Origin of the sequence: Paenibacillus dendrobii, from assembly GCF_009807035.1 — a bacterium.
In the GTDB taxonomy this organism is placed as follows: Bacteria; Bacillota; Bacilli; order Paenibacillales; family Paenibacillaceae; genus Paenibacillus_AQ; species Paenibacillus_AQ dendrobii.
Window position 1 is genome coordinate 345,520 of the sequence record NZ_WUBI01000004.1, and the last position, 14,766, is coordinate 360,285.

The following is a 14,766-nucleotide window of genomic DNA, read 5'->3' on the forward strand; positions in this document are numbered from 1 at the left end:
CTAAACGGAGGAATAAGCATGACCACTCTATCATCAGCATCTTCTAATGCAAGCAAGCGCCCGGCGTCCGTCTGGGCCAACAAGACGTTTACACGCATGTTTACCGCTTATGCGATGGCATCCTTCGGCGAATGGTTCGACGCGTTTGCGATCGAAATCCTCGTGGCGTACCGTTGGCACGCCGATCCATTCATGATTGCCTTAATCCCGGTGATGATGGCCCTGCCGGGAATCGTGCTCGGTTCCTTTGCCGGTGTCATTGCCGACCGGTGGAAGAAGGTTAACCTCATGATGCTGGCCGACGCGGCCGAGACGGTGCTGACCATTCTGCTGCTGTTTGTACCGAACATGTATTGGCTGCTCCCGCTATTGCTGCTTCGTGCCGCGATGGGTGTCATTCGCGTTCCGGCGCATCAGGCGCTCACGCGCCAGGTCGTTTGGAAGGACCAGCTGCTGAAGGCGACCTCCTATAATGGGCTCGTGAATCAGTTCTCGAAAATCGCCGGTCCCTTGCTGGGCGCGGTTGCCCTAACGGTCATTTCGCCGCAGCTGTGCATCGCCGTGAACGCGTTGACCCGTTTGGTTTCTGGCATTCTGCTGTTTACGCTAAAGGATATCGACCAGAATACGGCCGCAGAGAAGTTCGAGGAAACGCAGTGTCCGGAAGGTGGAGAAGGGCGTAAGCCAAGCTTTATTCAATTGTGGAAGCAAGGGTGGTCCGTGCTGGTAGAACGGCGATTGCTGCTCAGCAGCTTTATCGTCAATATGACCGTGACGCTGGTGATCCTGATGATCGATTTTCAATTTCCGACGCTATACCGGGAAATCGCTCCGAATAACGAATCCCTGCTTGGCTGGATGATCGCTTCGACCGGCGTTGGGGCCGTCTTGACGATTCTGCTCTTAAATCGCCTCGGCAGGGTCCGCTACGGGATCGGGATCGGAGGCGGTGTGGCGCTGATCGGAGCAGCCTTTGGATGCATGGGGCTGCTTAGCCCGGAATCTTCGGAAGCGTGGAGCATCGTGCTCGGGCTGTTCATCGGCATCGGCAACGGGCTGACGATCGTGACGTATAACTATGTGCTGCAGAAGGAAACGCCGGAAGGGTTGACGGGCCGCATTTTCGGCATTCAAAATACGTCGGCCAGCACCATGATGATCGCAGCGCCGTTGATTGGAGGCGCACTGATTCAAGGAATGGGCGTGGGCAAGGTTTTCTTCATGCTGGGAATTGTGGTTCTCGTCATCGGAGCAGGCTGTCTGGCGTTTCAACGGTTGCTGTGGCCACCCTATCAGGTAACAACTGATTTACAAGCTTCGAAGGAAGTCTCCGGCTAACCGCAAAATGATGTATAGGGATTCGGAATGAGAGATGAAAGGCGTGACCCGGTACCGTTCGAAAATAGATTGACAGCCTTTTCCATTCTCACTTTAATAGAGGTTGAGGTGATGATCAATGACAACCGCTTTACTCATCATTGATATGCAGATTGCTTTATTCTCCTATGAGGGCGAACCTTTATACAGGGGAGAACAAGTGCTGGACAACATCGGCCGCCTGATTGATGGGGCCTGGCGTGCCGGGGCACCGGTCATTTACGTGCAGCACTGCAGCCTGGAGGACGACGAGTTCCGGGAAGGCAGCGACACGTGGCCGATCCATCCGCGGATTGCGCCGCAGGAGACCAACTTTATCGTCAAAAAATACTCCTGGGACGCTTTCCACGGAACGCCGCTTCAGGAATACCTTCAAAATCAGGGCGTTCAAAAATTGGTGATTGCCGGCGGACAAACGGAATTCTGCCTGGACACCACCTGCCGCAGAGCATACAGCATGGGGTACAAAAATATTCTTGCGCAGGATGCGCATACCACCTTGGACAGCAAGCTCATGACGGCCCCGCAGATCATTGCCCATCATGAACATGTGCTTGGGGGGAGATTCGTGGAGCTGAAGCCGTCGGCAGAGGTTATTTTTAAATAAACGAAAGAAAGCGGGGAATTCGCTATGATCCGATATCCGATCTTGAAGGAAGGGGCCGTCATCGGCAGCACAGCGCCTTCATCCGGCGTGGAGCAATCCATGCACGGCCTGATCCGGGAGGCAGTCAGCCGCCTGGAAAGCGCAGGATTTAACATGGTGGTCGGAGATACCGTATGGACGCAGGCCAAAGCCAAATCCGCACCGGCGAAAGTGCGCGGCGAGGAGTTTAACCGCATGCTGCGCGACGATGCCATCGATCTGATCGTGCCGCCATGGGGCGGTGAGCTGCTGATCGAGATTTTGGAACATTTGGACTTAGAACATATACCGGAAAAATGGATTCTCGGCTACTCCGACATCAGCTTGCTGCTGCTTACGATCACGCTCCGAACAGGCCTCGCAACCGCCCACGGCACCAACTTGGTCGATCTCCGCGGCGAGTATGCGGACGACACGACCGCGATGTGGCATACCGTGCTGTCGACGAAAGCCGGCGATTCCGTGCTTCAGCACTCGTCAGCCCGGTACCAGAAGGAATGGAATCACGCTGAACCCTCGCCATGCGTGTTCCACTTGACCGAGCCGACCGCTTGGGTGGCGGTGTCCGGTGGCAAGGTCAGCCTGAAAGGCCGCCTGCTGGGCGGCTGTATCGACGTGATCCGGCACGTAATCGGTACGCCGTACGGCGATGTCCGAAGCTTCCAGCGGGATACCATCGGGGGAGAGCCCGTCCTATGGTATCTCGAAAACTGCGAGTTAAACATGGCCGACCAGCGGCGGTCGCTGGTACAGATGAAGCTGGCGGGATGGTTCGACTACTGCTCGGGATTGATGTTTGGCAGAAGCGGGGCCAATCGCCCGGTTGAAGGGTACAAGGCCGAGGACATGTACCGCGAGCTTGCGGAAGAACTGCAGGTGCCGATCGTGTATGACATCGACTGCGGCCATGTGCCGCCGCAAATCACCTTGATCAACGGCGCGTACGCCGAGGTGGAGGTAGAGAACGGGCAGGGGAAGATTACGCAGTATTTTAGACCGTAAGCGTGCTACTTTTTCCGCCTGAGCGGTTTCGAACCAGCGGCCGATAGGGCAAGCCCAACCGGCTTACGGATGGAGATACTAGCCGGATGGAAAACAGTTGGCGGCGAAATGCGTGCATAGGTCTTTGTTTTTTAACAATCATGTGCAAACGTAGCGGAGGGGGCGGAATCGTTCTGAAGAAATGCAACGGTCGCCTTTGTCTCCGAATTTCAACCTTGTTAAAATAAAATTAAAAATTTGGAGACAACAGCGATCGGAAGAACGATCCGTCACCGGAGCGGCCACAAAGCACGATGACCAAAATTAAACGCCAAAGGACAGCCATGTCCCGAGGCGTTTTCTTTTTACAAGCTACACATTCACCTTAAAAAATCACCAGCCCATAACACAGGACGCCATGCAGCCTACACCATTCAGGCAGTAGTATATAGGCAAGCACAACCCGTGCATAAGAGGCGAAGGAGGCTCGTGATGTCCAACCAAACCGAAACGGCTGCACGCTTGCCAACCGGCATCAAGAGAAAAACGAACAAAGATAACAACATTTGGCGACTGATATGGAAATACAAGGTGCTTTACCTGATCTCCATCCCCAGCATTCTCTACTTCATCATCTTCAAATACATCCCGCTGGGCGGCTCGATCATCGCGTTCCAGGAGTACAACATTTTCAAGGGCTTCGGCGGCAGCGAGTGGGTTGGTTTTGCCCATTTTGCCGAGATGTTCAGGCACTACGACTTTCTGCGGATTCTCAATAACACAGTACTGATCGGCTTGTATGACCTGATCTTCGCTTTTCCGGCGCCGATCATCCTGGCGATCCTGCTGAACGAGCTGCGGCTCATCGTGTTTAAGAGGGTCGTGCAGACGGTGGTCTACATGCCGCATTTTCTCTCCTGGGTCGTCATCGCCGGTATGTCCGTGGCGATTTTGTCTCCGACGACGGGCGTACTGAATCAGCTGCTTGGCCTGTTCGGTATTGATCCTCTCTATTTTCTCGGCGATAACTCCTACATCCGCACCGTGCTCGTCGGTTCGGGCATTTGGAGGGATACCGGCTACGGCACCATTCTGTACTTGGCAGCGCTCGCGGGCATCAATCCCGAACTGTACGAAGCGGCGCAAATCGACGGGGCCAACCGCTGGAAGCAGACGCTGCGAATTACACTGCCGGCGCTGCTGCCGACAATCATGATTTTGTTCCTGCTGCATATTGGCAAGTTTCTGGATTTCGGCTTCGAACGGGTGTGGGTGTTCCTGAACGCCCTGAACACGGAGAACGGCGAGATTTTGGATACGTATATTTATCGCGCGGGGCTTCTCTCCCAGCAGTACAGCTATACAACGGCCGTCGGCTTGTTCAAATCGATAGTCGGGCTTGTGCTGGTGATGGCGGGTAACTTTTTCAGCCGCAAAACGACGGGCGAGAGCCTGTACTAACGAGGAGGGGACAACAGCATGTACGGAACCATATCCAAAAGCTACAAAACCTTCAACGCGTTCAATATTCTGTTTCTAACATTGCTCGGGCTGATCATGTTCCTGCCGTTCCTGAATGTCATCGCGCAATCGTTCAGCTCGTCCGCGGCCATTACGGAAGGAAAAGTCAGCTTTTTGCCGGTAGACTTTACCTTGATCAACTATCAGTATGTATTCAGCGATGCCTCCATCTGGCGGGCTTTCGGCGTATCCGTGTTCGTCACGATTGCCGGCACGCTGATCAACCTGGTCGCAACCGCGACGCTCGCGTATCCGGTCTCCAGACCCGAGTATGTGGGACGCCGGATCGTCGTGCTGATGGTGCTCATCACGATGATTTTCAGCGCGCCGCTCATTCCGAACTTCCTATTGATTAAAAACCTGCACATGATGAATACGCCGTGGGCGCTCATCATTCCGGGCGCGGTCAGCGCATTCAACTTTTTCGTGATGCATTCCTTCTTCAAGCAGCTGCCGCCGGAAATCATCGATTCCGCACGGATCGACGGCTGCGGAGAACTGCGGATCATGATGAAGATGGTTCTTCCTCTATCCAAGCCGGTCATGGCTTCGCTCGGCATCTTTTATGCCGTTGGGCACTGGAATGCATACATGAGTGCATTGTATTATATTGATCAGCCGAAATGGTGGCCGCTGCAGGTCAAGCTGAAGCGAATGTTCGAAACTGACGACATCAGCATCGACCCGAGCGCATCGCAGTTCACGGACCTGGCACATACCTCGCCCGAGGGCATCAAAATGGCGACCATTATCATTGCCACACTGCCGATCATTATGATTTATCCGTTTTTGCAAAGGCATTTCGTGAAAGGGCTTACACTTGGGGCGGTGAAATCTTAAAAAATGACATGTGCACATGAAGCTGCGACCTCACGGTATCTTCAAATTTGAGGATACAATCGAGTATATAAGCCAAAGTAGCGAAGGGAACGGAATCGATCTGAAGAAATGTAATGGTCGCCTTTGTCTTCGGATTTCCCCCTTTACAGGACTAATTCAGGAAATCCGAAGACAACAGCGATCGGAAGAACGATCCGTAACCGTAGCGTCCACCTAGCACGATGATGTTTTGTATTGCTTCTAAGACTTACCCGCAGCAATTCATTATTTCGGAAAAGAGGGGATTTGTTTGAAGAAGTGGGCCAGCTTGGCGTTAACCTGCATGCTCGCGATGAGCTTTTTGGCAGGATGCTCGGGGACAAAGGAACCGGCAAAGGAGGAGGCCGCAAGCGGCGGCGACAAGCCGGTGGAAGCAGCGGCGGATGAGGTCACGAAGTTCTCGATTTCCCTGCGGACGCTCAATTTCGGTTATGTGGAGAAATCGCCGGACATCAACGCGGATAAATGGGTGAAAAGACTCGAGGAAATGACGAAGACGGATATGGATATTCGTCTCGTGCCTCATAAGGAATATGAGCAGAAGATGGTGCAGATGTTCGCCACGAACGATATCCCGGACGTCGTGCAGGGACAGGGCGGCACGACCGGCAAAGAAATGGCGGGATCGGTGGAGGCGGGCGTGTTCATGCCGCTGGATGATCTCTTGAAGGAGTATGGACCGCATCTGCTGGAAAAAATTCCGAAAGAAGCATGGAATCGGATGTCCTATAAAGGTAAAATTTATGGTATCCCGGAATGGCTGGGCAATCCTTCCCGCCGGGCGACCTGGATCCGCAAGGATTTGCTGGACCAAACGGGATTACCCGTCCCGAAAACCGTGGATGAATACCTGAACGTGCTGCGCGCCTTCAAGAAGCTGGGCGTGGAGAACCCGTATATGGGACGCCAGGATTTCAAATACGCGGATACGTTTTTCGGCTCCTATGACGTGTTCCCTTACTTAAATCAGTTTGAGGAATCAGATGGTCAGGTGCAGCCGAAATTCATGGATTCGGACAATATGATGAAAGCGCTGTCTACTTATAAAACGATGTTTGACGAGGGCCTGATCAATAAGGAATTCGCAACGATCAACCCGACGACGTTCAAAAACACGATCCTGGCCGGCAAAGCAGGCATGTGGACGATGAATGCCAACGAGCTGATCCAGTGGCAGACTCAGCTGCAGGATACCGTGAAGGACGCCAAGCTTGAAATCATTCCTTCTCCGGTCGGACCGGACGGCAAAGGCGGCTATTACCTCTATGGCGACGTAGCCCGTTCTTATTTCATCAATGCCAAATACAAGCATCCGGAGAAGATCATTCAATTCTTCGACTGGATGGTGTCGGACGAAGCCGAGCAATTCTTCACTTATGGCGTTGAAGGCGAGAATTACACCAAAGAGGGAGACCAAATCAACTACAAACAGCCAACCGATTCCCAGGCTGTCGACGAGGAGCGCTACCGCCAGGCCTTCCTGTGGATGGTACAGGATACGACCTACAATAAAGGATCGCTGAGCCTGACAGAAGAGGGCAAAAGCCTGATGAGCGTCTTTGACAATACGCTGGCAAACGAAGGCCGGGACGGCATCGAGTTCGACCCGCGCCTGGAAGCATTCAAGAAGAATCCGGATATCACGCCGCTTTCCGATACGCCTCCGCCGCTGCTGATTACCCATATGGTGAAAATGGTATACGGCCAGGAGCCGATCGAGAATTGGCCGAAGGTCATCGAAGAGTGGAAGTCCAAGGGCGGCAGCGACGTGCTTAAGGAAGCGAACGAGCGCTATCAAACCAAGGAAGGCGTGTTCCTCCCTCGTAAATAGCGGACCAGCGCCATGCAGCCTGAAGCCGTGCCGGGATTGGCAACTATCCGGATATCTCTTCGCATATGGAATCGAAAGGAGCTGCATACGCATGTACCGAGTTCTTATTGTCGATGATGAGCCCATGATTCTGAAAGGATTAACGGTATTTTTGCAGCAGTCCGGTATCGGCACCGCTTCCATCCGTTCGGCTTCGAACGGAGAGGAAGCGCTCGCGGCGATCAGGGAAGAGCTTCCCGATTTTGTATTTACGGATATCCGGATGCCAATCATGGATGGCCTGGCGCTATGCGCGCGCATTGCGGAGATGGATCAGCAGATCCAGACTGTGGTGGTGTCCGGCTACGATGATTTTACGTACGCGCAGACCTGCATCAGCTATGGGGTGAGGGAGTATCTGCTCAAGCCGATCAGCAAGCGCGACCTGCAGGATACGCTCCGCAAGCTGATCCAGAGGGCAGAGGCGGCGAAGCCCGCCTCCTCATATCTCTCCGTGGCCAAGATGGATGAATGGCTGGAGGACATGGAGCAGGCGGTGTATTACATGAACCGGGAGCATGCGCAGGAACAACTGCGGATCTGGGAACGGGAAATTGCCGACTTCCATCTGCAGGATGCGCAGAAATCGGAGATGCTGGTCGAGCTTCATGTCCTGCTTATGAAAAAGCTGAAGGCACGGGACGTGAACATCGAACTGCGTCCGCTGCCCGGCCTGGAGCGGGAGCTTCCGTTCCATACGGCCTACGGACAGTTTGCAGGTAGCATTCTTGAAACGATGGAGAACCTGTACCGCCGCCGCAAGGGCAAGCTCAAGGACCCGATCGAGGAAGTGAAAATGTACATCGAGCAGAATCTAGGCAGCGAGGTATCGCTGGAAGAGGCGGCGGAGCTGCTCGGGCTGCATCCGAATTATTTTAGCGTCATGTTCAAGCAGATGACGGGTGAGACCTTCATCCAATACCGCACGAAGCGGCGCATGGAGCATGCCAAGCGCATGCTGGGCGAAGAGCGCTACCGGATTACCGATATTTCTTATGCGGTTGGATATGCCGATCACTCCAACTTCACGAAAACGTTCAAAAAATACGAGGGCATATCGCCCTCTGAGTACCGGCAGAAGCTGGGAATCTGATGCTCCGCATCTTCCGCAGAAGCATTTCGCACCGCATTTTCGGCTATTTCATGATTCTGATCGTAATTTCGCTTTCGGTGGTCGGCACCATTACCTATTTCCAGTCCTCCAAGCTGCTTGACCGGCAGCTGGAGCGTTATTTATCCCAGATGATTACCCACGCGGCCTATCATACGGATCTGTACCTGCAAACCTTCGACAACGCGAGCAAAATCATTTTGTCCAACGGGGATGTTCTGAAATTCGTGGAGATGGACCCGGATAACGGCTACCAGTATTATGAGCTGTCCAAAAAAATACAAAGCCAGGTGTTCGACTCGGCTTTTATTATCTATCCGCAGATCGAGCTCATCTATATCATCAATGAGGACGGGAAGGCGATCACGACCAAAGACATCATCCAGGACGAGGTCAAGGACTATAAATCGTATTATCAGCTGATCGAAAAAAACCTTCCGGAAAACGGTCTTGGCGCACTCATCAACTCCGCATCCATCGCTCCCGAGGACGATCAGTACATCACATTCGTCCGCCGGGTGCGCGGGATCGTCTCGCATCAGCCGCGAGGCATCCTCGGCATGAAGCTGAACACGCGCGAAATATCCAAGCTGTGGGGACAAATGGATCTCGGGGAAAAGGGATATTCGTTCATTATCGATTCCAAGGGGAATTTCGTGGATAAGCCGGGCCACGTTGCGGCAAGCGAATACATGGATGACGAGGTGAAGCGGAAGCTGCTCGCCGGGGACGGCGGTACCTTTACGGCCCGCGTGGGCGGAGAGAAGCGGATGTATGTGTCCGAAACCCTGCATGCAGCCGATTGGCGCATGGTGATCTCGGTACCGGTCAGCGAGCTGCGCAAGCCGATTATGAATATACGGTATACGACGGTCATCGCGGGCGCAGTGACGCTGCTGGTGGCATTATGGATCGCCGGACGTTTCGGCAAATCACTGGTACAGCCGCTGAAGAAGCTCGTGCGCAGTATGCGTCAGATGGAAAAAGGCGAATGGCAGCTGATCGAAACGGATCACAGGCAGGACGAATTCGGTTATTTGATCCTGAATTACAACAAAATGCTGACCCGGTTGTCCGAAATGATCGAGCGGGTCTATGAAGCGGAGCTGAAGTCGCAGAAAACGGAGCTGAATTTGCAGCGGATTGAGCTGGAGCAGCACAAAGCGGAGTTCCAGGCGCTTCAGCTGCAGATCAATCCCCATTTTCTGTATAACACGCTGGAGACGATCAAATGCTACGCGGTCGTGCAGGATTCCGAGGAGATCATGGACATGGTCGAAGCGATGGCCGCTATGCTGCGCTACGCCATCCAGACGAGCCTGACCGAAATCACGGTCGTCAATGAGCTTAAGCATGTCCTGAACTACATGACGATCCTGCGATACCGTACGCAGCGGCAGTTCGAGCTGGACGTCGATATTCCATCCGAGCTGCTGCTTCACAAAATGGTCCGGCTGACGCTGCAGCCGCTCATCGAGAATATGTTTCAGCATGCGTTTCCGAACGGCATTCAAGATCATCACCGGATCCGTATCCTTGCGTTTGTGGAAGGAGAACAATTCCATCTTGCCGTGGAGGACAACGGCGTCGGCATGACGGAGGAGAAGCTGCATGGGGTGCAGGAGAAGCTGCGCCTCAACCGGTTGGCCGAATCGGACTCCCACTCGCTGTACCATAAGGGCGGGCTTGGGCTGATGAATGTGCACCGCCGCATCCAAATGGTGTATGGCGATTCGTACGGGCTGTCCATCGACAGCAAAATGGATGAAGGGACGAAGATTACGATGTCGCTGCCGCTCGACGGCAGCATCACTTGCATATATGAGGAGAGAGTAGGATGACCATTCAACTGCAGGGAAAAATCGCTTTGGTAACTGGTTCGAGTTCAGGAATCGGGCGGCAGATCGCGGAGACGCTGGCTGCGTCAGGAGCGGCTGTGGCCTTCCATTATCGGAGTGGAAAAGAAGAAGCGGAGGCGGCGGCTGCGAGCATCGTGCAGGCCGGGGGCAAAGCTGCCGCTTTCTACGCCGACGTGACGAAGCTTGAGGAGATGGATCTGATGGTGGAAGCCGTAAAGGCAGAGCTCGGTGGCACGGTCGATATCCTTGTCAACAATGCGGGCGATCTGATCCGCAGGGTGCGAAACGCCGAGATGACCGAGGAGCATTACAACCAGGTCATGGACGTCAATTTGAAATCCTGCGTGTTCTTGAGCAAGCTGGTGCTTCCCGGCATGACCGCGAAAGGGGCCGGAAAAATCATCAATCTGACCTCGGTGGCGGCCCATGACGGAGGCGGACCAGGCGCGTCCATTTATGCGGCGAGCAAGGCAGCCGTCATCGCGTACACCAAGGGCCTGGCCAAAGAAGCCGCTCCCCTCGGCATCAACGCAAATTGCATCTCGCCGGGATTCATCGGCCAAACCGCTTTTCATGCCACGCACACCTCCGATGACGGGCGGAAGGCCACGGTCGCCAAAATTCCGCTCGGCCGCGAAGGAACGCCGCAGGATGTCGCGGACACGGCTTTGTTCCTGTCTTCTTCCTTGTCGGACTACCTGACGGGAGAGACGATCGAAATCAATGGCGGAATGTTCATGCGCTAATCTAAACCCTAAACCAAGGATGGAGGCATGCTAGACATGGGCACCACGAATGCGCTGTACCAGCCATTAAGCGGAGATTTGACGGTTCAGTACCTGCCCTGCGAGGAAGTCCGGATTAGCGAGAATCCGCCGCGGTTCACCTGGATTCCCGCGAAGCTCGAGGACGACAGCTATATGCTCGAAATCTCGTCTTCGCCGGAATTTGCACCGGAGAACACGAGAACGTACGGACCGGTTCCTTATAATTTTTTCACGCCTGACGATGCGCTGCTGCCGGGCAGCCACTACTGGCATTATGCGTTAATAGAAGGCTCGGGAAAGGAGGCGTCGCAGTCCGAGTGGAGCCTCACGCGGAAATTCGAGGTTCCCGAAGGACTGCCGGAAACGCCGCTTCCTCCACGTGCCGGCCGGTACGACGGGGTGAGCGGGAGTCATCCGCGGTTGTGGCTGCAAAAGAGCGGAATTGAAGCGTTCCGGGAGCGGCTGCAGCAGGATGCGGATGGAGCGGGCTGGACCGAATTCTATGAGAAATCGGTTCTGCCGTGGCTGAGTCGGGAATTGGTCGCCGAACCGGCTCCGTATCCTAACCATCAACGGACGGCTCCGCTTTGGCGGCAAAGCTATCTGGACTGCCAGGAAGTGCTGTACGCGATCCGGCATTTGAGCATCGCCGCGGTGGTCCTGCAGGATGAAGCTTTGGCGGACCGGGCGAAACAGTGGCTGCTGCATGCAGCTTCCTGGGATCCGCTGGGCCCGACGAATCGGGACTACAACGACGAGGCTGCTTTCCGGATCGCCGGGGCGCTCGCATGGGGATATGACTGGCTGCATGATGCGCTAACGGTCGACGAGCGGGAGCTTGTCCGCGGGCTGCTGCTGCAGCGGACGCGTCAGGTCGCATTCCACGTCATTGAGCGTTCCAAGATCCATCAGGTGCCTTATGACAGCCATGCGGTCCGCTCGCTGTCCTCCGTGCTGGTTCCGTGTTGTATCGCTTTGTTCGATGAAGAGCCGGAAGCCAGGGAATGGCTGGATTATACGGTGGAGTATTATTACACGCTTTTCTCCCCTTGGGGAGGCGAGGACGGCGGCTGGGCGGAAGGGCCGCATTACTGGACGACAGGGATGGGGTATCTGACCGAGGCGCTGGACCTATTGAAAAACTTTGCAGGGCTCGATGTGTTCCGGCGGCCGTTCTTCCAGCATACCGGGGACTTCCCGCTATATTGCTACAGCCCGACCACGTCCACCCGAACCTCCTTCGGCGATAACTCAACCCTTGGCGACGATATTATCAAGAAGGTGGGCTATAATATCCGCCAGTATGCCGGGGTGACGGGCAACGGCTGGTACCAGTGGTATTACGAGCAGCTGAAGGACCGGAATCCGGAGGCGGACGCTGCCTTTTACAATTATGGCTGGTGGGATTTCAATTTCGACGAGATGCTGTACCGCTCTAATTATCCCGTCATTCCGGCGGTGGAGCCGGCGGACATCGAGCCGGTCAAGTGGTTCCGCGACGTCGGCTGGGTGGCGATGCACCACCGGATGCATGACAAGGCGGAGCAGATCTCGCTTGTGACCAAGAGCAGCCGATACGGATCGGTCAGCCACAGCCACGGCGACCAGGGAGCGTTCATGCTGCATGCGTTCGGTGAACCGCTTGCCATCGAAAGCGGCTATTATATCGCATTCAACAGTTCCATGCATCTGAACTGGCGCAGGCAGACGCGTTCGAAAAACGCGATTCTGATCGATGACCAGGGCCAGTTCGCGGACCTCAACAAAGCGCTGAATATCGCAGCTAAGGGCGAAGTCGAAGACGCTTGTCACACCAAGGATTATTCCTATGTGCGGATGAACCCGACACAGGCCTATCTCGAGCATGTTCCTTATTTGAAGCAGTATAAACGGGAGATCTACTTTGTGCAGAATGCGTATTTCGTCATCATCGATTCCGTCGACCTGGAGCAGCCCGGCCGCATCCAGTGGTTGTTCCACTCGCTCCATGAGATGGAGCTGAAAGGTCAATCCTTCCATGTTCACGGGCAGCATGCGGACATGGAGGGCCGGTTCATATTGAGCACGGCCGGAGAGCTCCTGTTGACGCAAACGGATGAGTTTGCCGGCGTCGACCCAGCGGAGATCGAAGGGCTCGCAAAGCATTGGCATCTGAATGCCGAAACGCCGCCTGCCGCTTCGCACCGGATCGCGACGCTGCTCGTGCCGAAGCGGCACACCGAGCGCGGCAAATACGTTTCCTATTTTATGGATGATCAAGGCTTCAGTTATAATCTATACTTAACGGATAACGGCCGGACGCAGAAAATCGAAATCGCTAAGGCATTTTAAGTCCAGCCGGTCGCCTGGCTTAGCCTGCATAGAGGAGGAGATCAGAATGGGCAATATCGGAAAATGGGAAGATGCTGAACCCGGTGTGATTCGCAAAATTATGCCGCCGGGGGCTTCGCTGATGATGATGGAGGTTCATTTCGAGGAGGGAGCCGAGGGCTACGAGCACTCGCATCCGCATGAGCAGATGTCCTACTGCCTGAAGGGGCAGGTTGAATTCACCATTGAGGGGGAGAAGACCGTTATTTCCGCAGGTGAGACCATCGTCATTCCAGGCGGAGCGAGACATGGAGCCAAGGCGCTTGTACCAAGCGCGCTGCTTGACTGCTTCACACCGCTGCGCGAGGACTTGATCCGTAGCTAAACATACGTAAGGAAGGAGTCCCGGGAGGGACTCCTTTTTAAGATGTCAAAACGTATTAACTCCGAAGAGGCGCATCCTGGTATCGCAAGAAATGATTCTAATAATGGCCTTTTTTCAGGGAAATGACGTCGATGGACGTTTTTTTATTTTCTTTGAATGTATATATGAAAATACTGCCGTGCTAGAAATTATGTTAGTATTTGGAAAGAGGAATATTACTACAAATACATAGGCAGTGCCCAAGGGAGAGATGCGAATTGATAGAAACAGCGGGAAATTCTAAGGAACGCGTAATATCTATCCGCAATTTGAGAATGAGTTATGGAATCAAGCCAATTTTGCAGGGCATCGATTTGGATGTGTATGAGGGCCAAATTATTGGATATATCGGTCCGAACGGCGCCGGCAAAAGCACGACGGTCAAGATTATGCTCGGTCTCGTGGATGGCTACCAAGGAGAAGTGAGTATTTTTGGCAGGGACATCGCAGATGGGAATATTGAATACAAGCGGCGCATCGGTTATGTGCCTGAAGTGGCGGAGCTGTACGACAGTCTGACCGCACAGGAGTATCTGGGGTTCGTAGGCGAGTTGTATGGGCTTACCCAGCGGCAGGCGAACCATAAGGCGAGACGGCTGATGGGGAAATTCGGCATGGAAGAGGTCTATTTCGACCGGATTTCGTCATTCAGCAAAGGCATGCGGCAGAAGGTGCTGCTCATCTCCAGCCTGCTGCATAATCCGGACATTCTGTTCCTGGACGAGCCGCTCAGCGGCCTGGATGCCAACAGCGTCATGATCGTGAAGGAAATCCTGGCGGAGCTTGCGGCCGCGGGCAAAACGATCTTTTACTCATCGCATATCATGGACGTCGTGGAGAAGATCAGCAGCCGCATTCTGTTGTTGAACGGCGGGCAGATCGTCGCCGACGGCAGCTTCGAGGAGCTGCGCGAGCAGTCGCATGAGCGTTCTCTGGAGCAAATATTTAATGACCTGACGGGATTCCATGAATATAGGGACGTAGCGGCGTCGTTCGTGTCGATCGTCCAAGAGGTGTAGCC

At 54.3% G+C, this 14,766-nt stretch carries 12 protein-coding genes; all 12 read left to right on the plus strand.

Annotation, left to right across the window (positions count from 1 at the left end):
* Window positions 1-18 precede the first annotated feature (18 nt).
* The 12 genes from GRF59_RS22870 (at window position 19) to GRF59_RS22925 (ending at window position 14,764) form a co-directional block, all read left to right on the plus strand.
* Window positions 19-1,338 carry an MFS transporter gene (locus tag GRF59_RS22870; RefSeq protein ID WP_160500025.1) on the plus strand — a complete coding sequence of 440 codons (1,320 nt, stop codon included), beginning with the start codon at window positions 19-21 and terminating at the stop codon, window positions 1,336-1,338.
* 118 nt (window positions 1,339-1,456) lie between these two features.
* Window positions 1,457-1,984, plus strand: coding sequence for a cysteine hydrolase family protein (locus GRF59_RS22875; RefSeq protein WP_160500026.1), 528 nt, complete (start codon window positions 1,457-1,459; stop codon window positions 1,982-1,984).
* A gap of 24 nt (window positions 1,985-2,008) precedes the next feature.
* Window positions 2,009-3,025, plus strand: a complete 1,017-nt coding sequence (locus tag GRF59_RS22880; protein ID WP_160500027.1) for a S66 family peptidase — start codon at window positions 2,009-2,011, stop codon at window positions 3,023-3,025.
* Between the two features lie 471 nt (window positions 3,026-3,496).
* Complete coding sequence (locus GRF59_RS22885) at window positions 3,497-4,465, plus strand: ABC transporter permease (RefSeq protein WP_160500028.1); 969 nt, start codon at window positions 3,497-3,499, stop codon at window positions 4,463-4,465.
* A gap of 18 nt (window positions 4,466-4,483) precedes the next feature.
* Window positions 4,484-5,365 carry a carbohydrate ABC transporter permease gene (locus GRF59_RS22890; protein ID WP_160500029.1) on the plus strand — a complete coding sequence of 294 codons (882 nt, stop codon included), beginning with the start codon at window positions 4,484-4,486 and terminating at the stop codon, window positions 5,363-5,365.
* Window positions 5,366-5,654: 289 nt separating this feature from the next.
* The gene (locus GRF59_RS22895; protein WP_423802976.1) at window positions 5,655-7,235 is read left to right on the plus strand and encodes an extracellular solute-binding protein; all 1,581 of its coding nucleotides are present in this window, start codon (window positions 5,655-5,657) and stop codon (window positions 7,233-7,235) included.
* A 91-nt stretch (window positions 7,236-7,326) separates the two neighbouring features.
* The gene (locus GRF59_RS22900) at window positions 7,327-8,367 is read left to right on the plus strand and encodes a response regulator (RefSeq protein ID WP_160500030.1); all 1,041 of its coding nucleotides are present in this window, start codon (window positions 7,327-7,329) and stop codon (window positions 8,365-8,367) included.
* A 50-nt stretch (window positions 8,368-8,417) separates the two neighbouring features.
* Window positions 8,418-10,226 (plus strand): cache domain-containing sensor histidine kinase, encoded by a 1,809-nt coding sequence (locus tag GRF59_RS22905; RefSeq protein ID WP_160500031.1) that lies wholly within the window; start codon window positions 8,418-8,420, stop codon window positions 10,224-10,226.
* The gene (locus GRF59_RS22910) at window positions 10,223-10,990 is read left to right on the plus strand and encodes an SDR family NAD(P)-dependent oxidoreductase (protein ID WP_160500032.1); all 768 of its coding nucleotides are present in this window, start codon (window positions 10,223-10,225) and stop codon (window positions 10,988-10,990) included. Before GRF59_RS22905 ends, GRF59_RS22910 begins: the two co-directional genes overlap by 4 nt.
* A 36-nt stretch (window positions 10,991-11,026) precedes the next feature.
* Window positions 11,027-13,342, plus strand: coding sequence for a DUF4962 domain-containing protein (locus tag GRF59_RS22915; RefSeq protein ID WP_160500033.1), 2,316 nt, complete (start codon window positions 11,027-11,029; stop codon window positions 13,340-13,342).
* A 46-nt stretch (window positions 13,343-13,388) separates the two neighbouring features.
* A complete protein-coding gene (locus GRF59_RS22920) occupies window positions 13,389-13,706 on the plus strand; it encodes a cupin domain-containing protein (RefSeq protein ID WP_160500034.1) in 318 nt (105 codons plus the stop codon).
* 314 nt (window positions 13,707-14,020) lie between these two features.
* Entirely contained in the window at window positions 14,021-14,764 is a 744-nt protein-coding gene (locus GRF59_RS22925) for an ABC transporter ATP-binding protein (RefSeq protein ID WP_160500035.1), read from the plus strand.
* The last annotated feature ends 2 nt before the right edge of the window (window positions 14,765-14,766 follow it).